The 26,483-nt window shown below is 55.0% G+C and carries 21 protein-coding genes, 7 tRNA genes and 1 rRNA gene; all 29 read left to right on the top strand.

Features of this window, described 5'->3' with window-relative positions; all coding sequences use genetic code 11:
- Nucleotides 1–2 precede the first annotated feature (2 nt).
- Nucleotides 3–2,895, top strand: a 23S ribosomal RNA gene (locus tag QU660_RS09360).
- A gap of 62 nt (nucleotides 2,896–2,957) precedes the next feature.
- A tRNA-Asp gene (locus tag QU660_RS09355) sits at nucleotides 2,958–3,031 on the top strand.
- Nucleotides 3,032–3,053: 22 nt separating this feature from the next.
- Nucleotides 3,054–3,126, top strand: a tRNA-Val gene (locus QU660_RS09350).
- Nucleotides 3,127–3,149: 23 nt separating this feature from the next.
- Nucleotides 3,150–3,221 (top strand) — tRNA-Thr (locus tag QU660_RS09345).
- 22 nt (nucleotides 3,222–3,243) lie between these two features.
- Nucleotides 3,244–3,325: transfer RNA gene (locus QU660_RS09340), tRNA-Tyr, on the top strand.
- Nucleotides 3,326–3,381: 56 nt separating this feature from the next.
- Nucleotides 3,382–3,455, top strand: a tRNA-Met gene (locus tag QU660_RS09335).
- A 5-nt stretch (nucleotides 3,456–3,460) separates the two neighbouring features.
- Nucleotides 3,461–3,533 (top strand) — tRNA-Phe (locus QU660_RS09330).
- 51 nt (nucleotides 3,534–3,584) lie between these two features.
- A tRNA-Lys gene (locus QU660_RS09325) sits at nucleotides 3,585–3,657 on the top strand.
- 88 nt (nucleotides 3,658–3,745) lie between these two features.
- Nucleotides 3,746–4,393, top strand: coding sequence for an endonuclease III (nth, locus tag QU660_RS09320; protein ID WP_304946238.1), 648 nt, complete (start codon nucleotides 3,746–3,748; stop codon nucleotides 4,391–4,393).
- A gap of 434 nt (nucleotides 4,394–4,827) precedes the next feature.
- On the top strand, nucleotides 4,828–5,358 hold the full coding sequence (locus QU660_RS09315; RefSeq protein WP_304946237.1) for a tRNA (cytidine(34)-2'-O)-methyltransferase: 531 nt from the start codon (nucleotides 4,828–4,830) through the stop codon (nucleotides 5,356–5,358).
- A gap of 135 nt (nucleotides 5,359–5,493) precedes the next feature.
- Nucleotides 5,494–5,856, top strand: coding sequence for a hypothetical protein (locus QU660_RS09310; protein WP_304946236.1), 363 nt, complete (start codon nucleotides 5,494–5,496; stop codon nucleotides 5,854–5,856).
- A gap of 121 nt (nucleotides 5,857–5,977) precedes the next feature.
- Nucleotides 5,978–7,999 (top strand): hypothetical protein, encoded by a 2,022-nt coding sequence (locus QU660_RS09305; RefSeq protein ID WP_304946235.1) that lies wholly within the window; start codon nucleotides 5,978–5,980, stop codon nucleotides 7,997–7,999.
- A gap of 2 nt (nucleotides 8,000–8,001) precedes the next feature.
- Nucleotides 8,002–8,577 (top strand): guanylate kinase, encoded by a 576-nt coding sequence (locus QU660_RS09300; RefSeq protein ID WP_304946234.1) that lies wholly within the window; start codon nucleotides 8,002–8,004, stop codon nucleotides 8,575–8,577.
- Nucleotides 8,570–9,553: a DNA polymerase III subunit delta' gene (gene holB, locus QU660_RS09295; protein WP_304946233.1), complete on the top strand. Its 984-nt coding sequence runs from the start codon at nucleotides 8,570–8,572 to the stop codon at nucleotides 9,551–9,553. Before QU660_RS09300 ends, holB begins: the two co-directional genes overlap by 8 nt.
- A gap of 6 nt (nucleotides 9,554–9,559) precedes the next feature.
- On the top strand, nucleotides 9,560–10,546 hold the full coding sequence (locus QU660_RS09290) for a PSP1 domain-containing protein (RefSeq protein ID WP_304946232.1): 987 nt from the start codon (nucleotides 9,560–9,562) through the stop codon (nucleotides 10,544–10,546).
- The gene (locus tag QU660_RS09285) at nucleotides 10,543–11,274 is read left to right on the top strand and encodes a tRNA1(Val) (adenine(37)-N6)-methyltransferase (protein ID WP_304946231.1); all 732 of its coding nucleotides are present in this window, start codon (nucleotides 10,543–10,545) and stop codon (nucleotides 11,272–11,274) included. The genes QU660_RS09290 and QU660_RS09285 overlap by 4 nt, the downstream gene beginning before the upstream one ends.
- Before the next feature lie 10 nt (nucleotides 11,275–11,284).
- Nucleotides 11,285–12,142 (top strand): 16S rRNA (cytidine(1402)-2'-O)-methyltransferase, encoded by an 858-nt coding sequence (rsmI, locus tag QU660_RS09280; RefSeq protein WP_304946230.1) that lies wholly within the window; start codon nucleotides 11,285–11,287, stop codon nucleotides 12,140–12,142.
- A gap of 46 nt (nucleotides 12,143–12,188) precedes the next feature.
- Complete coding sequence (metG, locus tag QU660_RS09275; protein WP_304946229.1) at nucleotides 12,189–14,189, top strand: methionine--tRNA ligase; 2,001 nt, start codon at nucleotides 12,189–12,191, stop codon at nucleotides 14,187–14,189.
- The gene (locus tag QU660_RS09270; RefSeq protein WP_304946228.1) at nucleotides 14,189–14,974 is read left to right on the top strand and encodes a TatD family hydrolase; all 786 of its coding nucleotides are present in this window, start codon (nucleotides 14,189–14,191) and stop codon (nucleotides 14,972–14,974) included. The genes metG and QU660_RS09270 overlap by 1 nt, the downstream gene beginning before the upstream one ends.
- Complete coding sequence (gene rsmA, locus QU660_RS09265) at nucleotides 14,974–15,825, top strand: 16S rRNA (adenine(1518)-N(6)/adenine(1519)-N(6))-dimethyltransferase RsmA (protein ID WP_304946227.1); 852 nt, start codon at nucleotides 14,974–14,976, stop codon at nucleotides 15,823–15,825. The genes QU660_RS09270 and rsmA overlap by 1 nt, the downstream gene beginning before the upstream one ends.
- A gap of 68 nt (nucleotides 15,826–15,893) precedes the next feature.
- Complete coding sequence (locus QU660_RS09260) at nucleotides 15,894–17,603, top strand: C40 family peptidase (RefSeq protein ID WP_304946226.1); 1,710 nt, start codon at nucleotides 15,894–15,896, stop codon at nucleotides 17,601–17,603.
- Nucleotides 17,604–17,645: 42 nt separating this feature from the next.
- Nucleotides 17,646–18,521 (top strand): DUF3881 family protein, encoded by an 876-nt coding sequence (locus tag QU660_RS09255; RefSeq protein WP_304946225.1) that lies wholly within the window; start codon nucleotides 17,646–17,648, stop codon nucleotides 18,519–18,521.
- A 136-nt stretch (nucleotides 18,522–18,657) separates the two neighbouring features.
- Nucleotides 18,658–20,109: an aminoacyl-histidine dipeptidase gene (locus QU660_RS09250; RefSeq protein WP_304946224.1), complete on the top strand. Its 1,452-nt coding sequence runs from the start codon at nucleotides 18,658–18,660 to the stop codon at nucleotides 20,107–20,109.
- 5 nt (nucleotides 20,110–20,114) lie between these two features.
- Nucleotides 20,115–20,780: an alpha/beta hydrolase-fold protein gene (locus QU660_RS09245; protein ID WP_304946223.1), complete on the top strand. Its 666-nt coding sequence runs from the start codon at nucleotides 20,115–20,117 to the stop codon at nucleotides 20,778–20,780.
- 60 nt (nucleotides 20,781–20,840) lie between these two features.
- Complete coding sequence (locus QU660_RS09240; RefSeq protein WP_304946222.1) at nucleotides 20,841–21,332, top strand: imm68 putative immunity domain-containing protein; 492 nt, start codon at nucleotides 20,841–20,843, stop codon at nucleotides 21,330–21,332.
- A gap of 42 nt (nucleotides 21,333–21,374) precedes the next feature.
- Nucleotides 21,375–22,253, top strand: a complete 879-nt coding sequence (locus QU660_RS09235; RefSeq protein ID WP_304946221.1) for a DUF4261 domain-containing protein — start codon at nucleotides 21,375–21,377, stop codon at nucleotides 22,251–22,253.
- A 53-nt stretch (nucleotides 22,254–22,306) separates the two neighbouring features.
- On the top strand, nucleotides 22,307–23,044 hold the full coding sequence (locus tag QU660_RS09230; protein WP_304946220.1) for a DUF4241 domain-containing protein: 738 nt from the start codon (nucleotides 22,307–22,309) through the stop codon (nucleotides 23,042–23,044).
- Nucleotides 23,041–23,901, top strand: a complete 861-nt coding sequence (locus QU660_RS09225; RefSeq protein ID WP_304946219.1) for an ankyrin repeat domain-containing protein — start codon at nucleotides 23,041–23,043, stop codon at nucleotides 23,899–23,901. The genes QU660_RS09230 and QU660_RS09225 overlap by 4 nt, the downstream gene beginning before the upstream one ends.
- Nucleotides 23,902–23,990: 89 nt before the next feature.
- Nucleotides 23,991–26,465: a tetratricopeptide repeat protein gene (locus QU660_RS09220; RefSeq protein ID WP_304946218.1), complete on the top strand. Its 2,475-nt coding sequence runs from the start codon at nucleotides 23,991–23,993 to the stop codon at nucleotides 26,463–26,465.
- Nucleotides 26,466–26,483 lie beyond the last annotated feature (18 nt).

Raw genomic sequence — 26,483 nt, 5'->3', positions numbered from 1 at the left:
GAGGTTAAACAGAAAAGAGCGTAGGGCGGATGCCTTGGCACTAAGAGCCGATGAAGGACGTGATAAGCTGCGATAAGCTGCGGGGAAGAGCAAATATCTATTGATCCGCAGATTTCCGAATGGGGAAACCTACTGCAGAAGACCTGCAGTGACTGTGCGTAAATCCATAGCGTACAGCCGGGAACCCGCTGAACTGAAACATCTAAGTAGGCGGAGGAAGAGAAAACAACAGTGATTCCGTAAGTAGTGGCGAGCGAACACGGAAGAGCCCAAACCGCGGTGCGTGCACCGCGGGGTTCGGACTGCGTAAGGGAATTGAATGGTTACCGGAAGGACTTTGGAAAAGTCCGCCACAGAGGGTGAAAGCCCCGTACGGGAAAACGATTCAAAACTCGGCAGGATCCAGAGTACCACGAGACACGTGAAACCTTGTGGGAATACGGGGGGACCACCCCCTAAGGCTAAATACTACTTAGTGACCGATAGTGCATAGTACTGTGAAGGAAAGGTGAAAAGGACCCCGGGAGGGGAGTGAAAAAGAACCTGAAACCCTATGTTTACATGCAGTGGAAGTGCGATACATGAACGCACAACCGCGTACTTTTTGTAGAACGGTCCGGCGAGTTGCCGGTGCTGGCAAGGTTAAGGACTACAGGTCCGGAGCCGAAGGGAAACCGAGTCTTAACAGGGCTTACAGTCAGCATCGGCAGACCCGAAACCGGGTGATCTATCCATGTCCAGGTTGAAGTTCCCGTAAAAGGGAATGGAGGACCGAACACACATCCGTTGAAAAGGGTGGTGATGAGGTGTGGATAGGGGAGAAATTCCAATCGAACCCGGAGATAGCTGGTTCTCCTCGAAATAGCTTTAGGGCTAGCCTCGACTTAGTCAGACGGAGGTAGAGCACTGAATTCCTGAGGGGGCGTCAAAGCCTACCAAGGGATATCAAACTGCGAATGCCGCACTGATGATGGTCGGGAGTCAGACTGTACGAGATAAGTTGGACAGTCAAAAGGGAAAGAGCCCAGACCTACAGCTAAGGTCCCAAAATACGTGTTAAGTGGAAAAGGATGTGGGATTTCGAAGACAGCTAGGATGTTGGCTTAGAAGCAGCCACACATTCAAAGAGTGCGTAATAGCTCACTAGTCGAGAGGTCCTGCGCCGAAAATTTCCGGGGCTAAAACACGATACCGAAGCTTAGGAATGTAGCAATACATTGGTAGAGGAGCAATCTCAGAGTGCCGAAGCGTTACCGTAAGGAAGCGTGGAGTTCTGAGAAGAGAGAATGCCGGAATGAGTAGCGAGAATGATGTGAGAATCATCATGGCCGAATATCCAAGGATTCCAGGGTAAAGCTGATCTGCCCTGGGTAAGTCGGGACCTAAGGCGAGGGAGAGATCCGTAGTCGATGGACAGCAGGTTCATATTCCTGCACCTGACATGATCAGAACTGTGGGGACACAGGAACGAAACCGGACCCGGGAGAGCAAAGACCGGGCGAAGCGAAGCTAGGAGTGTGGTAGGCAAATCCGCCATACAATCCGAAAGCGTGATAGGGAGCGAAATATAAGTAGCGAAGCCGGTGGAGGGACTGTCGAGAAAAGCCGCTATTGTATCATGTCAGCCCGTACCGCAAACCGACACAGGTGGATGAGGAGAGAATCCTAAGGCCGGCGGGAGAAGCATTGTTAAGGAACTCGGCAAAATGACCCCGTAACTTCGGGAGAAGGGGTGCTGCAGAGATGCAGCCGCAGAGAAAAGGCTCAAGCAACTGTTTAGCAAAAACACAGGTCTATGCGAAACCGTAAGGTGAGGTATATGGGCTGACGCCTGCCCGGTGCTGGAAGGTTAAGAGGAGAGGTTAGCGCAAGCGAAGCTTTGAATTTAAGCCCCAGTAAACGGCGGCCGTAACTATAACGGTCCTAAGGTAGCGAAATTCCTTGTCGGGTAAGTTCCGACCCGCACGAAAGGCGTAATGATTTGAGCGCTGTCTCAACAATGCACCCGGTGAAATTGAAGTACCAGTGAAGATGCTGGTGACCTGCGCCAGGACGGAAAGACCCCATGGAGCTTTACTCCAGCTTGATACCGGGATTCGGTGTTACTCGTACAGGATAGGTGGGAGGCTAAGAAGGAAGGACGCCAGTCTTTTCGGAGCCGCTGTTGGGATACCACCCCTGTGGCACTGGATTTCTAACCTACATCCGTAATCCGGATGGGGGACAATGTCAGGTGGGGAGTTTGACTGGGGCGGTCGCCTCCGAAAGAGTATCGGAGGCGCTCAAAGGTTCCCTCAGAATGGTTGGAAACCATTCGAAGAGCGCAAAGGCAGAAGGGAGCTTGACTGCGACACCGACGGGTGGAGCAGGTACGAAAGTAGGACTTAGTGATCCGGTGGTATAAAGTGGGATTGCCATCGCTCAACGGATAAAAGCTACCCTGGGGATAACAGGCTTATCACTCCCAAGAGTTCACATCGACGGAGTGGTTTGGCACCTCGATGTCGGCTCATCGCATCCTGGGGCTGAAGTCGGTCCCAAGGGTTGGGCTGTTCGCCCATTAAAGCGGTACGCGAGCTGGGTTCAGAACGTCGTGAGACAGTTCGGTCCCTATCCGGCGCGGGCGTAAGATATCTGAGAGGAGCTGTCCTTAGTACGAGAGGACCGGGATGGACTGACCACTGGTGCACCGGTTGGGGAGCAACCCCATGGCCGGGTAGCCAAGTCGGGACGGGATAAACGCTGAAGGCATCTAAGCGTGAAGCCCCCCTCAAGATGGGATATCTCATGCGAAAGCGGTAAGACCCCTTGAAGACGACAAGGTAGATAGGAGAGAGGTGTAAGCGTGGCGACACGTTCAGCTGACTCTTACTAATCGGTCGAGGGTTTAACCAAAGGGTTTGGGAAAAGAGATGAATAGATAAAAATTCTGTGTGCGGTTTTCAGGGTGTAAAGATGGCCCGATGGCTCAGTTGGTTAGAGCGCCGCCCTGTCACGGCGGAGGTCGACGGTTCAAGTCCGTTTCGGGTCGCTAGGTTTGATACAAACAGTTTGGGATCTTAGCTCAGCTGGGAGAGCATCTGCCTTACAAGCAGAGGGTCACAGGTTCGAGCCCTGTAGGTCCCATTTACCAAACCAATGTATGTCGTGCCGATGTGGCTCAATGGCAGAGCAGCTGATTTGTAATCAGCAGGTTATCGGTTCGAGTCCGATCATCGGCTTTGGTATCAGACCAAACAATATGGGGGAATTCCCGAGTGGCCAAAGGGGACAGACTGTAAATCTGCTGGCACTGCCTTCAGTGGTTCGAATCCACTTTCCCCCACTCCACAGTTTCGACTGTGAACTTACAAATTGGTGTGGAGACACATCACATACTGTCGCGGGGTAGAGCAGTCCGGAAGCTCGTCGGGCTCATAACCCGGAGGTCGCAGGTTCAAATCCTGTCCCCGCAATCCATGCCTTGGTAGCTCAGTTGGTAGAGCGGAGGACTGAAAATCCTTATGTCACTGGTTCGATTCCGGTCCAAGGCATTTTTCTTTTATCTAAAAAGAGCTTTGCTCGTCTTTTAGAGAAAGAAAGATGGGATACTAGCTCAGGTGGTAGAGCACTTGACTTTTAATCAAGTTGTCGCGGGTTCGAGTCCCGCGTATCTCAGTTATGAGAAGATGAGTCATCGCAGTCGCTGCGATGGCTTTTTTTGATACAAAATCGATTCGATATGGGAAACTATAGGGAGAAGACTGTGAATTCGAGCGAAGAAGAGAGAGTGCATGAAATTATGCGCCGCTTAAATGCGCATTTTGAGGACAAACCCATGGAGTTTCTGACGGAGCGTGAGCCCTGGAAACTTTTGTTTGCTACCATACTGAGTGCCCAATGTACGGATGCGCGCGTCAATCAGGTGACGAAGGAGCTCTACCGGAAGTACCCGAGTGTCGCGGCCATTGCATCCGCGAGCATCGATGAATTGGAGCGGGAAATTTATACGACCGGCTTTTATCACAACAAAGCGAGAAATTTGCAGGCCTGTGCGCGGGCTTTGCTCACTAACTTCGGCGGAGAGGTACCGGATGAGATGGAAGCCTTACTGACCCTTCCCGGGGTCGGAAGAAAGACGGCAAGTCTGATTTTGGGTGAAATCTACGGAAAGCCTTCGATCGTTGTGGATACACATGTGAAGCGTGTCTCAAAACGTCTCGGCCTGGTTGTCTCAACGGATCCGACCAAAGTGGAGAGCGAGTTGAAACAAGTGTTGCCGGAGTCCTACTGGATACTCTGGAACACCAGACTCATGGCGCTCGGAAGGACCTACTGTATGGCAAGAGGCACGAATTGTGAGGCTTGTTATCTGACGGATCTCTGTCCGAAGGTGGATGTAAAGGAAGTGTAGTGTTTTGCACGGACGATGTCCGCAAGGAAATTAGGGTCAAACAAAGAAGAAAAGTACAGAAACAGAGAACAGAGAAGCAGAGAACCGATAAGCAGAAAAAAAGAAGCAGAGGACAGATAGGCAGAGTACAGAGAAGCAAGTAACAGACAAGCAGAAACAAAGAAGCAGAGGACAGAGAAGCATAGAACAGACAGGCAGAAACAGAGAGGCATAGAGCAGACAGGCAGAAACAGAGAAGCATAGAACAGACAGTATAGAACAGACAAGCAGAACAGAGAAGCATAGAACAGACAGACAGAAACAGACAAACATCAGCAGAAGGAGGTTTGTTTGAAGTGTCCGGAAAACAGACGAGGAGTCTGCGATAACGGGAGAAACGCTGCGTTACGATATCGGAGGCGGGGAGAGAATTTTGTGCTTCGAGAGGAGAATCAATGAATATAGTCCTACATGAACCTGAAATTCCGTTTAACACGGGGGCAATCGGAAGAACCTGTGTCGCTACCGACACGGCCCTTCATCTCATAAAGCCGTATGGATTCGAACTGACTGATAAGTACTTGAAACGCGCGGGTATGGATTATTGGAGTAAGCTCTCTCTAACGGAGTATGAGAGTTATGATGCTTTTCTAAGCCGCCGGGGTGATTTATTATCCCCGGGAGGCAAGAAGCCCAGGCTCTGGTTTGCGACCACGAAGGCAGAGCAGACCTATGCGGATGTCAAGTTCGGGCCGGACGATTACATCATGTTCGGAAAAGAGTCAGCCGGTATCCCCGAGGAAATACTTGCTCCGAACAAAGATGCCTGCATCCGAATTCCCATGTGGGGAGATATTCGCTCTTTGAATCTCTCGAATGCCGTTGCCGTTATCTTGTATGAGGCGCTTCGCCAACAGGATTTTGCCGCCTTGGAAAAGAAAGGGGCACTGCATCGATTGCAGTGGGAGGGAGAGCGGAAATATTAAGTTTTATGTAAGCAAACTGTTAAGAACAAGGGTAGTTCTTGTCTTGAATACGGTGGATATACAGGCTAAAATAGAGAAGGTTTCAAACGAAAGGGAGCATGTACTCCCGGAATATACAGGAGGAGGAAAAGTAAAATGAAGAAGGCATTAAGCATGTTTGCAGCTGCGGCAATGATTTCGGTGATGATGGCGTCGAGCTCGTTTGCATACATCGGATGGGTCAGAGATACGAGATTTACACCGGAGAGATGGTGGTACTCGACGCAGGACAATTTCGGTGACTGGTACCGCGGCGAGACCGGCAAGGTCAAGTGGGCTTGGATTGACAGCAACCACGACGGTCTTGAGGAGTGCTACTGCTTCGGTGACGACGGCTGGATGAAGGCAAACCAGAGAACGCCGGACGGCTACTATGTCAACGAGAAGGGCCAGTGGGTCGTGAACGGTGTCGTGCAGACTCGTTCGGCGCACTACTACGCACCGGGTGCAAGAAGATAATTGAGACTGAGAACAGCTCGGAGAAATCCGAGCTGTTTTTGTTTTTCTTAGAAGTCCTTTTCCTGTCAGTCATTCGGGTTCTGTGGTAAAATGATACATTGACGAAGAAGGAGGAACGGTATTGAGTACACAGGCGGGAAATCTGCTCTCGAGTGCAATTTTGCGCACGAGGGCCGGTGAGAGCGCAGGGTTCGAAGATTTGTACCTTCTCAGCTATCAGAAGACATATCGGGATATTGCGGCTCTCGGATTTTCGGGAGAGGCGTGCTGGGAAATTTTATCAGCGCTCTATGAAGAAGTTTGGAATAAGCGAGAGAGTATCCCGGAGTCCGGTATTTTCCGTTCCTGGCTTCGCGTTTTGTTGCGGGAATGTGTGAAGCAGTACGGCGGGGAACTGCCGGCGGTGGTTGAATTTTCTGCGGATAACAGCACCGATAAGGAGCTCACCGAGCGAGCGACAACGGTGTTGATTTCTCTCGAAGAGCGCATCGGTATGCTCGGCACCGGGAAGAAGAAGGCGAAAAAGAGCCGTCTCAAGACACGCATGCAATGGCTCCTGACGCTGGGCAGCATAGGCGCGACCTTTGCCGCGGTCTCGCTGCTCTTCGGATATTTGAACCGGGAATCCGGGGCGATACATCGCGCCAAGGCGGCAGTCAGCAGTGCGGTGGAAACTACGGAACACGCTTCCGCGGAAAGCGGAGGTGCACTTGCCTATGCCGGTTGGAACGAGAGTGCGCGGGGAAGAAGCTATCTTACGGCAAACGGTCAATGGATGGAGAGCTGCTGGTTTGAAGATGAGGATACGCTCTATTACTTCAACGAGGAAGGCTATGTGCTGACTGGTGACCACAATATGGAGCGCGAAACCTTTCATTTCGGAAAGAACGGTGCGCTCGAGAACATCACCTGCGCCTTGAACCGCGAAACCGGAAAGACAGTGCTCTCCGAAAAGATGAAGGAAGAGGGCAGAGCCGAAGCGGCTTCCGGTATCATTGCAAATTCCCTTACCATAGACGGGGAGTGGATTTACTACCTCTATATGGAGGATGAGCATGCCTCTCTGCCGAGTCTCCTTCGGGTGCGCAGAGACAGCAGCAATACCCAAGTCATAGCGGATAAGGTGAGCGGCTACACGGTACAACAAAAAGCAGTCTGGTATGCGCGTGAAAACAAGATTGAGCGCTTTGAGAAGGATGCCGCCGGGGCAGCCATCGGTGCGGGCTTCTATGTGGAGCAGGAGGAGAAGCATTATATTCTGAGAGACCGCTTCGGAAAGCGGGTTACGGAGGAACTGCAGAGCATCAACGGGCGTCGCTATACGCTCTCGGATGCGGTGATAGAGAATGTGATATCCGAGAGTACGGCCATAGGCGAACAGCGCTTCTATGCCGCAAATTTAGGCGTGAGTCCCTCTATTTTGACCGGCGAGGGAAAGGAGTATTTGCGCCACGGCGTGGCAATCGATGCCTTGACGGTTTTTGATTCCTCGATCTATTACAGTGTGATGCTTTCGACGGAGGGCAGCGCACCGACAAGTCAGATATGGAAGCTGAATGTAAAGACCGGCAAAGCAGAAGCGGTGAGCGGTCTCTTCCCGGGTCGTGTTGTGCGCATGTTGCCCTATCCTGAGACAGATACCATCTACATGGAATACAGACCGGGTTCTCTGGGCTCGGTCTACGGAAAGCTTGCCATGGTTCGCGGAGACGAGACCTATCTTTTAGACGACAGTGCGTTTCGAAGCGGTGAGTTCGGAACGGGGAACGATAGATTGCTTCCGATTTGGGCCATGGATGACAGGGTTCTCGCCTATTGGGAAAACTGTGAGCCGAGTTCCGGTATTAACGGAGAAGTTAAGGTATTGGATCGTCAGGCGGTTCAGGTTCCGCTCAAAAAGAAAAAGCGCCTCGGCGAATGGAAAAAGAGCGAGAAGCCCTTACTTTCGACGGGAAAGGGCGGAATACCGGAGACTACGCCGGAGGAGACCCCGGAAGCGGTGGAATCGACCGCGGAGCGTTTTCGTCAGGTGGAATCCCTGCCGCGCGCGGAGAAATTTATCGGAGAAGAGACAACGGATTGGACCGAACCGCTGGACGGAAGCCGGGATTTCGGTATACTCGAAGGACCGACCGAGGAGTAAAGATGCGGATTTTTTATTTGATGGGCAAGAGCGCGGCCGGAAAGGACACGATTTATCGAAAACTGTCGGAGCGTTTTCCTATGTTGCGCCCGCTGATTCCCTATACGACCAGGCCGCAACGGGCCGGGGAAGCGGAAGGGCGGGAATATCACTTTGTGAGCGAAGCGCGTTTTCTCGAACTGCGTGACAGCGGTCGCATGATAGAGGAGAGAGCGTATCAGACCGAGAAGGGTCTCTGGCGCTACGGAAGTGTCGATGAGGGCGGCGGAGAAGATACGCTGTGGCTCGGCATCGGCACACTTGAGAGCTATCGGAGGTTTTGCGCTTATTTTGGCAGCGAGCGCGTAATTCCGCTCTACTTGGAGGTCGATGCCGGAGAGCGGTTAAAGAGGAGCTTTGCGCGGGAACAAAAGGAAGCCGTGCCCTGTTATGCCGAGTTGGTGCGCCGTTTTCAGGCGGACGAGGCAGACTATGCCGAAGATAAACTGCTTGCGGCGGGAATCAAAAAGCGATATCGGAATGCGGAACTGGGCGCTTGCCTTGGCGAGTTGTATGAGGATATGTTACAATATGTGTGATTTTCGTGACATACTCGGCCAGGAACATATCAAACAGAGACTAGAACAGAGCATAAGGCGCGATCAGCTCTCCCACAGCTACTTGTTTCTCGGTGAGAAGGGAATGGGAAAGCAGGTCATGGCGCGCGCGTTTGCAAAGCGTTTACTCTGTACCGGGGAGGGAACGCGCCCCTGCGGTCACTGCCACAGCTGTATTCAGCTCGCGGCAGATACGCATCCGGACGTCATCACAATCAGTCGGGATAAAACGACCTTGGGTGTGGATCGGGTGAGAGAGCAGCTCTCACAGGAAATACGGATACGGCCGTTTTCGGGTGAGAGGCGCATTTTCATTATTCCGGAAGCGGAGAAAATGACCCAGCAGGCTCAAAATGCGATTCTAAAGACCATAGAGGAGCCGCCGACATATGCGATTATCATTCTGCTCGCAGAGCAGGAGGAAGCCTTACTTCCGACGATACGGAGTCGTGTTTTGCGACTTTCCTTTCGTCCGGTTCCCGAGAGCGAAATTTTAGAACGTCTGCTCGGGAAGGGGGCGGATGGAAAACGCGCCAAGGAGGCAGCGCGTTTTTCTCGCGGCATTTACCGGAGGGCCGAGGAACTGGCGCTCTCGGAAGAGGCCTATGCGCGCTATCGCAGGACGCTTGATTTACTCAGAGCTTTGCCGAAATGCGGCGAAACGGTATTTCACAGGGCGCAGACAGAAATCACGGAGCTCTACCCGGAGCCGCGTGATTTTTTGAGCTTTCTCCGCTTGTACTACCGCGATGTACTCTGCGTAAAGAGCGGCGGGAGCAGTGCGGCGCTCATCTTCCCGCAGGAAGAAGAGGCACTGATACGGGAGGCAAAGGACCTGAGTTACGAACAGGCAGGTGTGATTTTAAAAGAGACAGAGGCAGCCGAGGAGCGGTTCCGACTCAATGTGAATAAGGAACTTTCAGCGGAACTCCTGCTTCTTGCGATACGGAGGGAGTGATCGGAAATGACGGAGGTGATAGGCGTTCGCTTTCGCGAAGTCGGTACCATAGAAACTTACAGTGTTACGGGAGAACAGTTTCGGCGCGGTGACCACGTGCTTTGCGAGACGCAGTGCGGTGTGGAATACGGAACTGTGATTCTGGGAAACTACACGCTCTGCGGATGTAAGGCAGAGAACCCCCCGCAGAGCATATTGGCGCGGGCCACAGAGGAGGATGCGGCGCGTGCCGCAGCCTATAAGAGCAAAGAGCGGGAGGCCCTTTTGTTCTGCCGGAAAAAGGCGGAAGAACTCGGGCTCAACATGAAAATTATCTCGGCGGTCTTTTCACTTCGGGATGACAAGGTGCTGTTCTTTTTCAGCGCGGAAGCGCGCGTGGATTTTCGCGTGCTCGTCAAGGAACTCGGCGCACAGTATCAGAGACGCATCGAACTTCGCCAAGTCGGCGCGAGAGACGAGACCAAATTGCTCGGCGGCATGGGAAATTGCGGCCGTCCGCTCTGCTGCCATTCCTATCTCTCGGAGTTTATGCCGGTGTCGATTAAGATGGCAAAAGAGCAGGGACTTGCGCTCAATCCGCAAAAAATCAGCGGGGCCTGCGGCCGTCTCATGTGCTGCCTGAAGCATGAGACCGATACCTATGCGGAACTCAACAAGACCCTTCCGCGTAAGGGTGACAGCGTGCAGCTTACGGACGGTGTGCGCGGCGACGTGGTGGAGGTCAGTGTCTTGAAGCAGGCTCTGCGTGTCGCCTGCTATGTGAACGGCGAGAAGGAACTGCGGGATGTCGCGGTTGCGGATACGGTGATTGTGGAGCGCAAGAAGAAGGGTATGCCGCCGGCTCAGAAGCGCGCCGCGGATGCGCAGCGGGAAGCGCGCGAAAAAGAGAAAAAGGACGGAGAAGCAATGCCCGGCGCGAGAGAGGGCCGAGCAAGAGGCGGAAAGCGCGGCGGCGGCCAGCAGAGAGACAGAGCGCAGGAGAAGAAGAAGTGAATGTCCTAAAGCCGGGCGAGCGCATTGACGACTTACAGCGCAGTCAACTCGGTATCATTCAAAACCCGACCCATTTCTGTTTCGGGACGGATGCGGTGCTGCTCAGCGGTTTTGTGCGCGCGGGCGGGAAAGAGCGGGTGGTGGATCTCTGTACCGGAAACGGCATCATCCCCCTCTTACTCTCGGCGAAGACCCGCGCCAAGGAAATTACGGGCGTGGAGATTCAGGCGGAGATTGCCGATATGGCGCGGCGCAGCGTGGCCATGAACGGTCTCGAGGAGAGGATACGGATTCTGAACGGAGATCTTCGAGAGGGCATTGCCGGGGCGAGCGGGAGCGTCGATGTGGTGAGCTGTAATCCGCCCTACATGGCACTTCGGCGCGGAGAGCAGAGTCAGGCGACAAGCCGCGCGATTGCACGGCAGGAACTTTGCTGCACGCTGGAAGAAGCAGTCAATGAGACAGCGCGTCTCCTGAAAAACGGCGGACGCGCCTATTTTGTCTACAGACCTCATCGTCTCGACGAACTCTTTGCGGCCTGCAATGCTGCGCGCCTCACACCGAAGCGCATGAAGTTTGCCCACCCCTATTCGGGGCGCGAGGCAAACTTGGTGTTGGTGGAGGCCGTAAAGGGCGGCGGCTCGTTTTTGCGAGTTGAGGCCCCCATCATTGTTTTTCGTTCTCCCGGTGTGTACAGCGACGAAATCCGGGATATTTACGGATACTAAGGAGAGAGCAGTGGAACAAAGCGGAAAAATCTACCTGGTTGCAACGCCGATCGGAAATCTGGGGGACATGAGCCCGCGCGCGATTGAGACCCTGCGGGCGGCAGATCTCATTGCGGCGGAGGACACCAGAAATACCATTAAGCTCTTAAATCACTTTGAGATTAAGACACATATGACCAGCTACCACGAGTACAACCGGACCGAAAAAGCCTACGAACTCGTGCGGCGCGCGGAACAGGGGGAGATCATCGCGGTTGTGAGCGATGCGGGCATGCCGGCGATATCCGATCCCGGTGAGGTGCTGGTGCGCATGGCCTTGGATGCGGGCATCGAAGTCACGATAGTCCCGGGACCCTGTGCGGCGGTGAGCGCGCTTGCAATCAGCGGGCAGCCTACCGGTCGTTTTGTGTTCGAGGCGTTTCTGCCGCAGGAGAAAAAAGAGAGAAGGGCAAGGCTAGAGGGACTCAGAGACGAGACAAGGACCATCGTTCTCTACGAAGCGCCGCACAGGCTTACGAAGACCTTAGCGGAACTCGCCGAAGTGCTCGGCGGGGAGAGAGAACTCAGTTTGGTGCGTGAGCTCACAAAGCGGCATGAAGAAGTGCAGCGCGGCAATTTTTCCTATTTTTTGGAGCGCTATGCGGAGGAAGCCGGTCGCGCGGAAATTCGCGGCGAATATGTTCTGGTCATATCCGGAAAGAGCGAGGAAGAACTGCGCGCGGAAGAAATCTCCGTTTTTTCGGATTTCACGCCGGCCGAACATGTGGCTTGGTATGAGTCGCAGGGCTTTGACCGCAAGGAGGCTATGAAAAAAGCCGCAAAAGACCGCGGAATCAGCCGCAGAGAACTCTATCACATGTTGCTCTGATATGTTACACTAATAAGAATCGAAGAATATTCGGAGGGCTGAGGATATGGGAGAAAAAATCAGAAAACCTTACTATATCACGACGGCAATTGCCTATGCTTCCGGCAAGCCGCACATCGGAAACACCTATGAGATCATCTTAGCGGATGCGATTGCCCGCTTTAAACGAGAAGAGAACTTTGATGTCTACTTCCAGACCGGAACCGATGAGCACGGTCAGAAGATTGAGGGCAAGGCAAAGGATGCCGGCATGACGCCGCAGGCCTATGTGGACCAGGTCTCCGCGGAGATTAAGCGCATCTGGGACCTGATGAACACGTCCTACGACCGCTTTATGCGGACCACAGAGCCCTATCATGAGAAGCAGGTGCAGAAGATTTTCAAAAAGCTCTACGAGCAGGGCGATATCTATAAGAGTTCCTACGAGGGCCTTTACTGCACACCCTGCGAGAGCTTCTGGACCGAGTCGCAGCTTGTCGACGGCAAGTGCCCGACCTGCGGCAGAGAAGTGAAGCAGGCTTCGGAGGAGGCATACTTTTTTCGCATGAGCAAGTATGCGGACCGCCTGATTCAGTACATCGAAGAGCATCCGGAATTCATTCAGCCCGTCTCCAGAAAGAATGAGATGATGAATAACTTCCTGAAGCCGGGTCTGCAGGATCTCTGTGTGTCGCGCACCAGCTTTGAATGGGGCATTCCGGTCGATTTTGCGCCGGGCCATGTGGTCTATGTGTGGCTCGATGCTCTGACCAACTATACGACGGGCATAGGCTACGACGCGGACGGCAACAACGGAGAGCTCTATCAAAAGTACTGGCCGGCAGATCTGCACTTAATCGGTAAGGACATTGTCCGCTTCCACACGATTTACTGGCCCATCTTCCTGATGGCGCTCGGCGAGCCGCTGCCGAAGCAGGTCTTCGGTCACCCCTGGCTTTTACAGGCCGGCGGCAAGATGTCGAAGTCCAAGGGCAATGTGCTCTACGCGGACGAACTGGTCTCCTTCTTCGGCGTGGACCCGGTGCGCTATTTCTGCCTGCACGAGATGCCCTTTGAGAACGACGGCAGCATCAGCTGGGATCTCATGGTGGAGAGATACAATGCGGATCTCGCAAACGTGCTCGGCAACCTCGTGAGCCGCACCATCGCCATGACCAACAAGTATTTCGGCGGCGTGGTGGAGAGACCGGACGCGAACTTTTCTCCGGAAGATGTCGCGCTCGATGCGGATCTTGAGAAGACCGTGCTCGACGGCGTCAAGAAGATTCGGGAGAAGATGGACGTGCTCCGCGTTGCGGACGCGATGACCGAGCTCTGGAATATCTTTAAGCGCTGCAACAAGTATATCGACGAGACTTTGCCCTGGGCGCTCGCAAAGGATGAGAGCAAGCAGGACAGACTGAAGGCAGTGCTCTATCACTTGACCGAGGCTCTGACCATAGCTTCCTCCCTGCTCTTCAGCTTCATGCCGGAGACCTCCGAGAAGATTTTGAAGGAGCTCGGCACGGAGAAGAGAGAGCTGGAGGCAATGGATGCCTTCGGCCTCTATCCCTCGGGTACGCAGGTCGCAGCTGAGGCAGAGATGCTGTTCCGCCGCCTGGATCCGAAGGAGGTCGAGGCAAAGCTGAATGCGGAGAACGCAGCGGCCGAAGAGGCGGCAGCGGAAGAAGAAAAGGCGGAAGCGCCGAAGTCCGATATTCAAATTCCGTCCAAGCCGGAAGTGGAATACGATGCCTTTGCACAATGCGAATTCCGCGTTTGCAAGGTCTTAAAGTGCGAGGAAGTTCCGAAGTCGAAGAAGCTCCTTTGCTTCCGACTGGATTGCGGCGGTAAGGAGATTCAGATTCTCTCCGGCATTAAGAAGTGGTATCCGGAGCCGGAGAAGCTGGTCGGAAAGCGCGTTATGGCAATTGTGAACTTAAAGCCCGCGCGTCTTGCGGGCATGGAGTCCCAGGGCATGTTGCTCTCGGCGGCGGATGAGAACGGAAATCTGAGTCTCATGACGACGATGTCCGAGGATATGCCGTCCGGCGCGGAGATCGGCTGATGCTCCTGGATACCCATGCGCACTACGATGACGAGGCGTTTGATGCCGACCGGGACGAGTTGCTCGACAGTCTGAAAGAGCACGGCATAGGGAAGGTCATCAACGCGGGCGCTTCGGTGGAATCGAGTTATACGGGGCTTAGGCTCGCAGAGTGTTATCCATGGATGTACGCGGCGCTCGGTGCACATCCGAACCATGTCGAAGAACTGAGCGATCGTGTCTTAAGTGAGTTTGAGGCGCTCGCGAAACATCCGAAGGTGGTTGCAATCGGTGAAATCGGACTGGAGTACCACTACGAGGAACCGGCGCGGGACGTACAGAAAATTTGGTTTCGCCGCCAGTTGGATTTGGCGGCGGAGACCGGGCTTCCGGTCATCATTCACTCCAGAGAGGCAGCGCAGGACACATTCGATGAGATGCAGCGCGCAGCGGCGCGCGGCGTCGGCGGGGTAATTCACTGCTTTTCTTCCGGTGCGGAGCTTGCGCGCCGCTACACAGATCTCGGCTTCTACATCGGGATTGGCGGCGTCGTAACCTTTAAGAACGGCAAGAAGATGAAAGAGGTGGCGGAGGCGGTTCCGCTCTCAAGCATATTGCTCGAGACAGACAGTCCCTATCTCTCGCCGGAGCCGAGGCGCGGCAAGCGAAACGACTCGCGGAATTTGCCTTATATCGCGCAGGAAATAGCGCGCATCAAAAGGATTCCGGAGGAGGAAGTGCGGCGCGTCACAGAGGAAAATGCGTTGCGTTGTTTCCCGAAACTCGCAGACAGGGAGGTGTGCTGATGGCAGATCTCGGCAGAGCGGAAAACACCATAGCGCTCTTAAAGCGCCACGAGGAATTTCGCTTTCAAAAGAAGTTCGGGCAGAATTTTTTGATCGACAGCCATGTCTTGGAGCGAATTGCCGATGCGGCGCAGATTTCCGAGGCGGACGCTGTGCTGGAGATAGGCCCCGGCATCGGGACCCTGACCCAGAGGCTCGCGGAGCGGGCGGGAAAGGTGCTTGCGGTGGAGATAGACCGCGGTTTGATTCCGATTCTCGCGGAGAGTCTCGCGGAGTACGACAATGTGGAAGTGATTCAGGGCGATATCCTGGAACAGGACCTGAACGATTTGTCAAAAAGACTCGGCGGGAAGCGAATCAAGGTGGTTGCAAATCTCCCTTACTACATCACAACGCCGATATTGATGAAGCTCCTGGAGAGCGGACTCCCGATTGAGAACATCACCGTTATGGTGCAAAAGGAAGTGGCGGAGCGCATGCAGGCTTCGCCGGGCGGAAAGGACTACGGCTCGCTCTCGCTCGCGGTGCAGTATTATGCTGCGGCCGAGATTGTGGCGAATGTGCCGCCCCACTGTTTTCTCCCGAGACCCAAGGTCGGTTCTGCGGTCATCTGCCTCAGGACCTATGCGGAGAAACCGGTGCAGACCGAAGATGAGGCCTTTCTGTTTCGCATCATCCGGGCCTCGTTCAATCAGAGAAGAAAAACTTTGGTGAACGGACTCAAGAACGCGGGCTTCTCGCGGGAGAAGGTAAACGAGGCGCTTTTGTCGCTCGGACTCCCGGAGACGGTGCGCGGCGAGGTGCTCTCGCTTGCACAGTTTGCGGCCTTGGCAGAGTTATTGCGGGCATAAGCATTTGAGAAACATTTGATATTTATTCCGCGGGGGATTCCGCGTTTTCATAAATCGAGGACATTAAAATGAGACGGAGAATTTTGAAGAAGCAGGCGCTCGCGCTGTTTGTGACAGCGGCGATGCTAACGGCCTGCTCGCAGGGAAAGACGGCACAGAGCGATGCGGCAAAGGAGAGCGCCGCGAGCACGGAACGGAGCAGCGCGGAGAGTGCGGCAAGTTCAGAGGGAACAGCGGAGGGCAGCTCCGAGATCAGTGTTGCGGAGAGCAGCGAGAGCGGTGCGGATCAGAGTGCGGAGGGAAGTTCGGAGAGCAGTGCCGAGGCAGCGCTCCCCGTAAATCCGGGTGATATCATGGCGGTATCTCCCTCCGGCGCACAGTTCCCGGATATGGATTTGGTCGTGCCGACCACGGAGCCCGCACCCGAAATTATCCGCATCGGTACGCGGAACTGGATTGTCAAAGACTTGCAGGCGCGTCTCATGGAACTCGGATTTATGGACAACGATGAGCCGACGGATTATTACGGCGAGGTGACCGCGGCGGCGGTCAAGGTTTATCAGCGGCAGAACAAGCTGCCGCAGGACGGCATTGTGGGCGAGTCGACCCTCAAGGCCATTATGGATGAGAATGCGCACTACTACACGGCGCAGGAGGGCGACAGCGGAACGGACATCGTGACGTTGCAGCAGAGACTTTATCAGCTCGGCTATCTCGCGCAGACCGCGGATGTAAACGGAACCTTTGACGGAAAGACCCTGGCAGCGGTGCAGAAGTTCCAGCAGATGAACGGTCTGGGACAGGACGGCAAGGTCGGCCTTAAAACCATGAACCTCATCTATTCCGATGAGGTCAAGCCGAACATGGTGGTCTACGGTGAGAAGAGCGACATTGTCATGGCAGCGCAGCAGCGGCTCAAGGAGTTGGGTTATCTGACCGGAGAGGCAGACGGCAATTTCGGTCTCGGCACTGTCATGGCTATCAAGGAGTTCCAGAGCAGAAACAACCAGGTTGTCGACGGTTATCTGGGACCCGGCACACGCGATGCACTGAACAGTCCGAATGCGCAGGCCTTCGGCCTGACACTCGGTGACGAGAGCGAATCCGTGGAGCGGGTGCAGGAACTTCTCAGCAAGTGGGGATATCTCGACAAGCAGCTCGCGACCGGCTATTACGGAGATGCGACCAAGAATGCGGTCAAGGCCTTCCAGGAGAGGAACGGTCTCTCGGCGGACGGCATGGTCGGCGCGGCAACAATGGCAAAGCTTGCGAGCAACGATGTTGTGCGGCCGGCACCGAAGCCGAAGGCAAAGACAAAGACGCAGAACAACGACAGACCGAAGAACGGCGGAAATAAGAGCAACAGTTCCGGCTCTCAGGACAGCGGCGGCGGCTCGAGCTACACTTATTCGGGCAGCGGTTCCGTGGGAACGCTCTTAAGCGTCGCGAGCTCCAAGCTCGGCACGCCCTATGTCTGGGGCGCCAAGGGCGACAGTGCTTTTGACTGCTCCGGTTTTGTCTACTGGTGTCTGAATCACTCCGGTGTGAGCCAGTCCTATATGACTTCCGGCGGTTGGGCGAGCTCCGGTCGAGGTCAGAGAATCAATAATTTCTCGGACTTGCAGGCGGGTGATATCATCGTTGTCTCGGGACATGTCGGCATTGTTGCGGGCGGAGGCAGCGTGATTGACGCGAGCTCTTCGAACGGAAGAGTGGTGCACCGTTCTCTGAACGGCTGGTGGCAGAGAAACTTTATTTGCGGCTGGCGCATTTTCTAAGCAGAGAGCAATGCGCGGAAGGTTTTAGGTAGGAATCAAAGGATGCACAGATATTTTCGGACAATCGGCTTTGCAAGAGTGGACAGTGACAGAGATGCCAGAGAAATTCTGGAGGAACTGCTGTTTCGCAATCGGGATGCCGTTCATCACATTGCCATGCGAAACGGGGACAGGCTCTGGGAACTCCGGATTCCGCTCGGTGAGCGCCTCGGCTTAACGATGGGGGGCTATGTCGCGGCGGACGGAAAACTTGTCAGAGAGCGCTATCTGCCCTACATCGATGCCGACGGCATTACCTCGACGGCAGAGTGCATGATAGAGCGCCACGTGGACAATGAGGTTTATTCCGGACTCATTGATGATATGCGCATCGGCATCAGCCTGATATTCCGTCTGACCAATGTCGCGGAATATCGGCAGCAGCGTGCCAAGACTCCGTACAAAATGCCGCGGGGCGTGAGTATCGGCGGTCTTTGCCGGGACGGAAAGATACTGTTGCCGGTGTATAAAAATGAAAGGCAACGCGAACTCTTGCATATCACGGAACGCGAGCGCGCGCGCATGATCAGCGCGGCGAAGGATGGCGATGAGGGTGCCATGGAGACTCTGACCGCAAGCGATCTTCGCCTCTACGAGTCGGTCAACAAACGCCTGCGCCGCGAAGACATTTATTCCATTGTGGAATCCTGTTTTATGCCGGACGGCATAGAGTGCGATCTGTATGTGGTGGTCGGCGAGATACGAGAAATCAACCGGAGAAAAAACTGGGAAACCGGCGAGATTATTTGGGATTTTCTGCTGCGCACCCACGATCTCCAATTTCATGTCTACATCAACAGCCTGGATTTGCAGGGCGAACCGAAGGTCGGCAGACGTTTTAAGGGCACGGTGTGGATGCAGGGCACAGCGGTCTGGTAACAACAGCGATCAGAGAGAACTTCCGTCCGGGAGTTCTCTTTTTTTTGGATGCGTGCAAGTCTTTCAAAAGCAAGCGCTTTCGGGTATAGTAAAAAGAGCGATTTGACCAAAAAATCAGTACAGAAAGAGGTGCAAAATGGGAGTACTCAGCAATTTGGAACCCAAGGAAGTATTCGCTTTTTTTGAGGAAATCTCTCAGATTCCGAGACCCTCACATCAGGAGGAAAGAATCAGCAAGTACCTCCAGCACTTTGCGGAGGAGAGAGGGCTCGAGCACTACCGGGATGAGAAGTACAATATAATCATCATTAAGGAGGCTTCCGAGGGCTATGAAGCGGAGGCGCCGATTATTCTGCAGGGTCACATGGACATGGTGACGGAGAAGGCGGCGGACTGCGATAAGGACATGACAAAAGAGGGCTTGGACCTCTATGTGGACGGTGACTGGCTTCGGGCAAAGGGAACCACACTCGGTGCGGACGACGGCATTGCGCTTGCCTATGCGCTAGCGCTTCTCGATTCGCCCACGCTCAAGCACCCGAGACTTGAATTTATATGCACGGTCTCGGAGGAAACGGATATGAGCGGCGCCCACGCGGTCGATGTGTCCATGCTGAAGGGAAACAGAATGTTAAACCTGGACTCGGATGAGGAGGGCATTGCGCTCGCGGGTTGCGCGGGCGGCGGCGATGTGGACTTAAACCTCCCGGTGCGGCGAGAAGCGCTGAAGGGAGAGCATGTGCTGATTGAGGTATCCGGACTCTCCGGCGGTCATTCCGGCATGGAAATCGGAAAGGGCAGAGCGAGTGCGGCGCTCCTCATTGCGCACGTGCTGACGGCACTCCGCCGGGACTATAGCTTCCGCTTGGTCTCGCTTGCGGGCGGCGCGAAGTACAACGCAATTACCCGAGAGGCGAGCGCCGAACTGGTGCTCTCGGACAGTGTGAGCACGAGTGCGTTCCGCGAGGCAGTGCGGGCGGAAGAGACCGTGCTTCGAAACGAGTATGCGGGAACCGATCCGGCGCTCAGTCTCACGGCAAAGGTCGTTGACAGCAATGAGGCAGCGCTCACGGCAGAGAGCACGGAGAAGGTGCTCGGACTCATGGCAGCCCTCCCCTACGGCGTGCAGCGCATGAGCGCGGACATCGAGGGGCTGGTTGAGACCTCGGTAAACCTCGGCATCACGGAGCTCTCGGCCGAGACCTTTACGCTCAAGTATTCCATCCGCAGTTCGGTTGCGACGGCATTCCGGGCAGTGGTCGATAAAATCGAATTTGTCGCAAGCTGCTTTGGGGCGAGCTCTGCGGTACACAGCGTATACCCGGCCTGGGAGTATGTGCGGGAGTCTGCGTTCCGCGATGAGGCGGCGGCTATTTACCGCGAGCTCTTCGGAAAAGAGCTTTCGGTGCAGGCCATTCACGCAGGTCTGGAGTGCGGCATCCTCTCCGGCAAAATTAAAAACCTCGATGCGGTCTCGATCGGACCGGATATGAAGGACATTCATACGCCCGAGGAGAGACTTAACATTCCATCGACCAAGCGCGTCTATGATTTTGTCGTGAAGATCATAGAGCATAAGAGTAAGTGAGACGCGTGAGACAGTACAGTTTACAAATGCCGCAAGAGCTTAAGAAGGGTAAGCGTTATCCCCTGCTTCTCTGGAACGATGCACTTCCCGAAACGCTTGCGGCTTTTCTTTCGGATATGTTTGTGCTGTCCGTGGTTTCGGAGGAGAGAACCGCGGATTTCAGTCCCTGGCCAGAGCCCGCATTCCGGGCGGACGCACCTCCCTTCGGGGGAGGGGCGGATGCGTATCACAGGGAGCTTTTCGAGGAAAAACTTCCGGAACTGATAGCGAAATATCCCATTGACACGGGACGCATTGCCTACGGAGGATATTCCCTCGGCGGGCTTGCGGCAGTGTACAGCATATTCCGCGAGACCGCAGCGTGTGCCGTCTTCTCACTCTGCGGTTCTTTTTGGTACCCGGGTTTTGCGGACTACTGCGCGAGGACGGAAATCCGGAATACGAATTGCCGCCTCTATCTGCAAAACGGCAGACGCGAGGGAGAAGGGCATCCGGCGCCGCTCTCTAGGGCTGCGGATGCCGCAGTGCGGGTCGCGGACATCTTGAGAAAAAAGGGCGTAAAGCTACGGTCTTCCATGGATGACTACGGTCACCACGACGGAAAGGAAGCGCGTTTTCGGGAACTGGGAGAACAAATTCGTTCGGCGCTCTGCGAGAGCAATGTCAACTGAAACGGTAAACGGAGACTGCATGTTTGCGGGAAAGGCTTGCGGGCACGGAAGGAGCGAAGCATGTATATTGAGAGCTACTGGGGCAGTTATATCGGCGGGACAGACGACAGTCTGACTCTCTTAAGCCTACTGGAAGACTTTGAAAAAGATGAGATAGGGCTCGGCGAGATTTTTGCAAGGACGGGCCTTAAGGCGCTCGAAGAGCGGGCGTCTTCGCTCCGCATGACCGGGGATGCGCTTCGCTTTACGAACCGCGAGGGATTGGAACTAAACTTTTACTATGCCATTGATCTGATCGGCGACCTTGCGGCCCTCTTCTTAGAGTGCCTGCGGAGCGGGAGCGTAAATTTACAAGACCTGGATGAAGGGCTCGAAGCGCGGAACATTCGCCTTACGGCGAGCAGCGAAGAAAAGGAAGTTCTTCGGGCAGCGCTCCTTGACTTTGCGGAACATGCGAGGGAATACGATATCACAGAGGTGATGGATGAGGCTTCGCTTGCGGAATTCCGCGAAGAACTGAAAGCCCTGTGTTTGGAATTGTTTGAGAGCTGAAAGGGAGCGCTCGTTCGGAGCGGCTTTCAACGGGAGAAAAGGATGAGCGAAGAAGTATTTCGACAGGATTTGGATGAGAACAAGGCAGAGCGCCCCGGTGGTCCTTTTGTGATAGAGCTTCTGTTCCGAGAGCCGGCAGCGATGCCGTCTAAGGAGCGGATGTGTGCGGTCATCGAGAAGCATGTCGGAAAGACAGAGTGCTTTTGCCACGACGGCAAGACAGCGGGTTTTGCGGCACTCGACTATAGGGCAGAGTTTCAAGATCAAAGCGTGCCGGTGCAGCTCATGGTGACGGAGTGCACGGCATTTGACGGCGAGGAGATCGATGACTTCCTTCGGAGCCAGATGTGGGACAGCCTCGAGGAGAGAGACCGTATACTCGGCAACTGCCGCTACCGTGTGATTGCGACCGATATGCTTGCGAGGGCGCTTCCGGCCGCAAAGCGCGCCACCCTCGACATGGACTTTCTGGAGGCCCTTTCGGAACTGTACCCGGACTGTGAGGCCTTCTATTTCCCGAGTTCCGGAAAACTGTTTACTGCGGAGAGCGTGCGGCGGGATGAGACGGAGGGCACCAACCGCTTCATCTACTTCGGTGTCAACGTGCGTTTTTTCAATGTGCAGGACAGCGAGGACATGGTCGTGGATACCCTGGGTATGAGCACCCTCTTCCTGCCGGATTTACAGTACCATTTCCACGGCATGAACCCGAACTGGGTTGTGAATCACGCCTACAATGTAGCCGCCTATCTGCTTGGTAGCGGAAACGTAATTGCGGACGGGGAGACGGTGGACGGTGTCGTAGACGGGGAGATGAGTTCCGAGCTGCACTGGTCCTGCCGCTATGAGGATGCATTGATTCAGCCGCCGCGGGAGTTGCTGGATATCAATATGGGTGAGTACGCGTCGGGGACGCGCTGAAAAACGGAGTCAACAAAAACACCGGAAAAACCGGTTTATCGAGAGGAAAAAAGATGCCGACAGCAGAGTGGATGAAACAGTATGAGGCAGTGCGTGAAATTCTGGACGCGGATGTCAAATTGGAGCGCTATTTTACGGAGAAGGTCATCGGAAGAAAGGAAGTGGATATCCTGGATCTCGGGCCCGTGCATTTTCCGACGGGGAAAATCGTGGTCTGTGACCCCATGGTCACCCTGGATGATGCCGTGCCCTATCTGCAGACCATACCGGCCGGAAGCTATACGCTTAAGCTCTGCGTGGTGCCGAGCAAGGAGTACGGAGACCGCTATGCCTGCGCCAAGCTGGAAGTCAGCGGCCGAGAAACGGTGCGCTATGAGCTCGCGGTGACGGGCCAGGAGAGACTCGAGGGAGAATTTAAGGAGGGCGATTACTTCGGCTTCGGCGTGGATGCCGGCATGGCTTGCATCGCGGACTTCGCGACAAAAGAAGCTTATCTTGCCTTCCTGGAAGAGAAGACAAAGCAGGACAGCGACTTTGACCTCTACGGCGATTTACTGGAAGAGCTCTTAAAAAAGAACGCAGCGGAAAATCCGAAGTATCAGGGCGAATGGGGCGACTGGCTCAAGTGGGAGGTTCCGGGTGCGAATGCGGAAGTGGCTCTCTTTGCGAGCGGCTGGGGAGACGGCTATTACCCGACATATTTCGGCTATGACAGCGAGGGTGAGGTCTCCGGCATCTACATTCAGTTCATAGACATCGAGCGGACCTATACCGAGGAAAACGAGGCATGAGTGAGCCGAACGAGGAGAGTCTCTATGAGGCGCTCAACAAGGGAGAGCTGAGTGCTTTCGTATCGCTGGTGGAGGCGGGCGTCCGCGTCACTTCGAGGGAAGAGAACATAAGCCGTCTCTTCTTTTGCCTGGAAGATGTCAGAGATCCGAAGATACTGCTCGTAATCGACCGGCTATCCTTGGATTTACGGCGCTACGGCGGCAAGCCGCTTCGCGCTGCGGCGCACAGCGGGAACCGCATGCTCACGGAGTACCTCTTAGAGCAGGGGGCGGACATCAACTTTCATAAGCCGGACATGGTCTTTCCCTATGCCTCTACCCCGGTCACGGAGGCGGCACGCGAGAATCACTTTGAACTTCTACGCTATCTCGTTTCAAAGGGGGCGGATATCACCCTTGCGGACAAGTACGGCGACCGTCCTTATACGCTGGCGGTACAGAATAAGAACGGAGAGATGGCAGAGTATTTGCGCTCTCTCGAGCCGGAGGACTGGCACAACGAGCAGGAAAAGCTGAGACAGCTAAAGAGCTATCATCTGCCGGCGGCCATGACAGCGTACTTGAAAAGCGGAGCGCTGCGCCTCGAATTTCCGGAGCGCGAGTCGGTGCGGTGGATGGTGTTTTACCCCTATCTTGAATTTCGGGAGTTTCGTTGGAAGCGGAAAAAGCTCTTGTCTCTCATGGCGGAGATGGATAACTACAGCGATTATCTTTTGCTCTGGAGTCCGAGAGACAAGCGAATCTGGTACCTCGATACGGAGCAGGAGGAATTCTGCCCGCTCGCAAGCTGGGAAGCGTTTATCGCAGACCCCGGACATTATTTGAACGGCATGGTGGACGGAGAATTTTCGGAGTAGTGTAGGATTGGTTTTCGAAGTCCTTTGCAGTGCGCAAGGGCTATGCTGCGTTTCGGCAAAAGTCGGAAAGCGAATGAGGAGGAAAGCGCGTGGATATTTTGGAACAGTGCCGGCAATGGAACGAGAGCGGCGCGTTTGAGAAGAGCAGGGAGATGTTGGAGGCCATTCCCGCCGAGGAGCGCGGCCCCGAGGGGGATGCAGAGCTCGCGGAGGCCTATCTCGCACTTGCGGAGACCGAGGGAACAGAGCTCTATCATAAGGCGATTGCAGTCTTGGCAGCGCACGAAGAAGCGCAATCGGAAGATTTTCGGCATAACAGGCTGACGGCGCTCGCTTATTATTACCTCGACGAGGACGGGCTTGCGCTTAGCTACTTTGAGCGCGCCCTCTCTCTGCATCCGGAAGACAAGGAAATGAGCGACTACGTAGAAGACTGCAGGGAGCGCCTTACCTTTCCGCGCTTTGAGAAAAATTTCCGGGAGAGAACAAAGGAGGCCTGGGATGACTTCCTTGCAATCGAGGCAGAACTCCGGGCGGCAATCGACCGAAATGAGGACGATGGAGCGGCGATGTTGCAGCGCTGCGGTGCCGTACTGGAGCAGGCCATTCGAGATGTCTCGTTTGAACTCGGCTTTGACGGAGAGAAGTATGAGCTCATACTCTGTGCGGAGGGAAGACGCTCCGCGCTCTATCCCCTCGTGTACTTTTGCCGCCGCGCGCCGAAGGAAGTTCTGGAACATTGGAAAATACGGGCGGGTTCCGCGCCGAGCGATAAGTTTGCGCTGCAACAAGATACCGTTCAAATCGATGCCGCGGATGTAGACGTTTGGCTGATTCCGACCGGAGAGCAGCTCTTTTCCCTGAAACTCTACTGTGAAAAGCTCCTGCCCCTGCAGCGGGAAAATCCGCGGCGGGCGGAGTGGATGCTCTATAAGCTCACGAACCAGATACTCGGCGACATAGCGGCGATTGCGTTTCTCACGGGCATCGAGTTACTGGAAGCGCCCGAGGCGGGTGAGTCGAAGAAACTTTCGGACTTATACGCGTATGTAACGGAGCTCGGCTATCCCGCGTGGGAGGATGCCGGAGCCTATCTGGATGCTTCCGAAATTGCGTATCGGCTCGATGCGGATGAAGATCCGGATGCCGACTGGCGCCTGGATGTCTATGAGGGCAGCACACGCCTTTCCGTGGCAATCAATGAATATCTGCACGGAGAGAGCGATCTGGTTGACGAATATCACCGGAACGGCATAGTTCCGGGTTTTCTGCTGTATCCTCTCAGCGCCTTTCCGGAAGAGGGAAGAGAAGAGGCGCTCGCAGCGTTTCGCGATGCATTGCGCGCCTATTTGAGCGAACACGGCGGTGAGGATGCCCTCTGCCATACGGGATTTGCGAGCGGCCTGTACTACGGCTATTTGGATTTCATCGCCTGGGACTTGGAGTCTGTGCTGGATGCCGCCCTCGCCTTCTTTAAGGAGCAGGGCATGACCGGCGCGGAGTTTCACAGCTTTCGAAGAAATGTGGGCGGAATTACCCTCTACCGCGCGGAACCGAAACGGCACGCGGAGACCGGCTCTCTGCTCTCGCCCGAAGACATTGAGACCCTGGAGGCCTTCCTGGAGGATGACGGCGGCTATTACGGGAAAATGGTGCGTTGGATTGAGCAGTTTGTGGATGCGGGCGCCGCGGACGGCCGCTTTTCAAAGAAGCAGGCCCGCCGGGATTTGAAACTCTCGCTCTACTACGGTCTCGCCTGCAACAACGTGGGAGAATACAGTTATTACTACCGCGGGCAAGCGTGGATGAAGGACGCCGAGGAAAACGCCAAGGGTTCCGGCGTCTGGTATTACCGCTATGCCGTGGGACTTTTGTACAGCGGATATCCGGAAGAGGCGCTGCGCTATGCGGAACAAGGTGTACTCGAAGAAGCGGACTATCCTTGGACTTACCTTTTGCTCGGAAAGCTACGCGCGCACTTCGGGGACAAGGAGGGCGCACGCGCCGCGGCAGAAGAGGGGCTGAAACTCGTACCGGGAGATTATGAGTTCCTCACCCTAAAGCGGGAAGCGGAAGAAGGGGCAAGTCTGGAAGCGATGCTCTACCACTGGATCGATCCCAAGGCGGATTTGGCGCTGCAGGAGGGAAGGGATGAAGACGGCCCGGAAAAGAAGCGCGCCATTGCCTGCATTCGAAAGAACGAGGCCGGGCTCAGAGACTTTTACGAACTCTTCCGTCCGGAGGAGCATGAGTACACGAAGGATGCGCCCTTCTGTGAGCTCTACTATCCCGTGGGAGACCGGGCGGTGCAGCTCTGCTTCCGCATGAATGAGGCCGGACTCTCGAAACTCGGGCACAGCTACCTTGCTGCCCTCAAGGAGAAGCTTGACAGCGGCTCTCTCATCTCCGCAGAGTCCGAGGAAGGGGTGGCAGGCAAGTTAGAAGCCGTTCTGGTGCAGCAGACGGGGCAACTGGCCCTCTTTTACCGCAGAGCCGGAGACCGGCAGTATTTTACGGTGGAAGATGACAGTCTGGACGACAAGATCGATGCCGCGCTGCGGTAAAGGAAACGCAGAGAGCTC

Source organism: Stomatobaculum sp. F0698 (assembly GCF_030644385.1).
Lineage (GTDB): Bacteria > Bacillota > Clostridia > Lachnospirales > Lachnospiraceae > Moryella.
Note: the sequence above shows the minus strand (reverse complement) of the source record. Positions and strands in the feature narration are given on the sequence as shown.

Excerpts from the sequence above, each read along its gene's own strand:
- QU660_RS09300 (WP_304946234.1), top strand. The coding sequence starts at position 8,002 with ATGCGGATTTTTTATTTGATGGGCAAGAGCGCGGCCGGAAAGGACACG.
- QU660_RS09290 (WP_304946232.1), top strand. The coding sequence starts at position 9,560 with ATGACGGAGGTGATAGGCGTTCGCTTTCGCGAAGTCGGTACCATAGAA.
- metG (WP_304946229.1), top strand. The coding sequence starts at position 12,189 with ATGGGAGAAAAAATCAGAAAACCTTACTATATCACGACGGCAATTGCC.
- holB (WP_304946233.1), top strand. The coding sequence starts at position 8,570 with ATGTGTGATTTTCGTGACATACTCGGCCAGGAACATATCAAACAGAGA.
- QU660_RS09310 (WP_304946236.1), top strand. The coding sequence starts at position 5,494 with ATGAAGAAGGCATTAAGCATGTTTGCAGCTGCGGCAATGATTTCGGTG.
- QU660_RS09315 (WP_304946237.1), top strand. The coding sequence starts at position 4,828 with ATGAATATAGTCCTACATGAACCTGAAATTCCGTTTAACACGGGGGCA.
- QU660_RS09250 (WP_304946224.1), top strand. The coding sequence starts at position 18,658 with ATGGGAGTACTCAGCAATTTGGAACCCAAGGAAGTATTCGCTTTTTTT.
- QU660_RS09260 (WP_304946226.1), top strand. The coding sequence starts at position 15,894 with ATGAGACGGAGAATTTTGAAGAAGCAGGCGCTCGCGCTGTTTGTGACA.
- QU660_RS09235 (WP_304946221.1), top strand. The coding sequence starts at position 21,375 with ATGAGCGAAGAAGTATTTCGACAGGATTTGGATGAGAACAAGGCAGAG.
- QU660_RS09240 (WP_304946222.1), top strand. The coding sequence starts at position 20,841 with ATGTATATTGAGAGCTACTGGGGCAGTTATATCGGCGGGACAGACGAC.
- QU660_RS09255 (WP_304946225.1), top strand. The coding sequence starts at position 17,646 with ATGCACAGATATTTTCGGACAATCGGCTTTGCAAGAGTGGACAGTGAC.
- QU660_RS09230 (WP_304946220.1), top strand. The coding sequence starts at position 22,307 with ATGCCGACAGCAGAGTGGATGAAACAGTATGAGGCAGTGCGTGAAATT.
- rsmA (WP_304946227.1), top strand. The coding sequence starts at position 14,974 with ATGGCAGATCTCGGCAGAGCGGAAAACACCATAGCGCTCTTAAAGCGC.
- QU660_RS09270 (WP_304946228.1), top strand. The coding sequence starts at position 14,189 with ATGCTCCTGGATACCCATGCGCACTACGATGACGAGGCGTTTGATGCC.
- QU660_RS09225 (WP_304946219.1), top strand. The coding sequence starts at position 23,041 with ATGAGTGAGCCGAACGAGGAGAGTCTCTATGAGGCGCTCAACAAGGGA.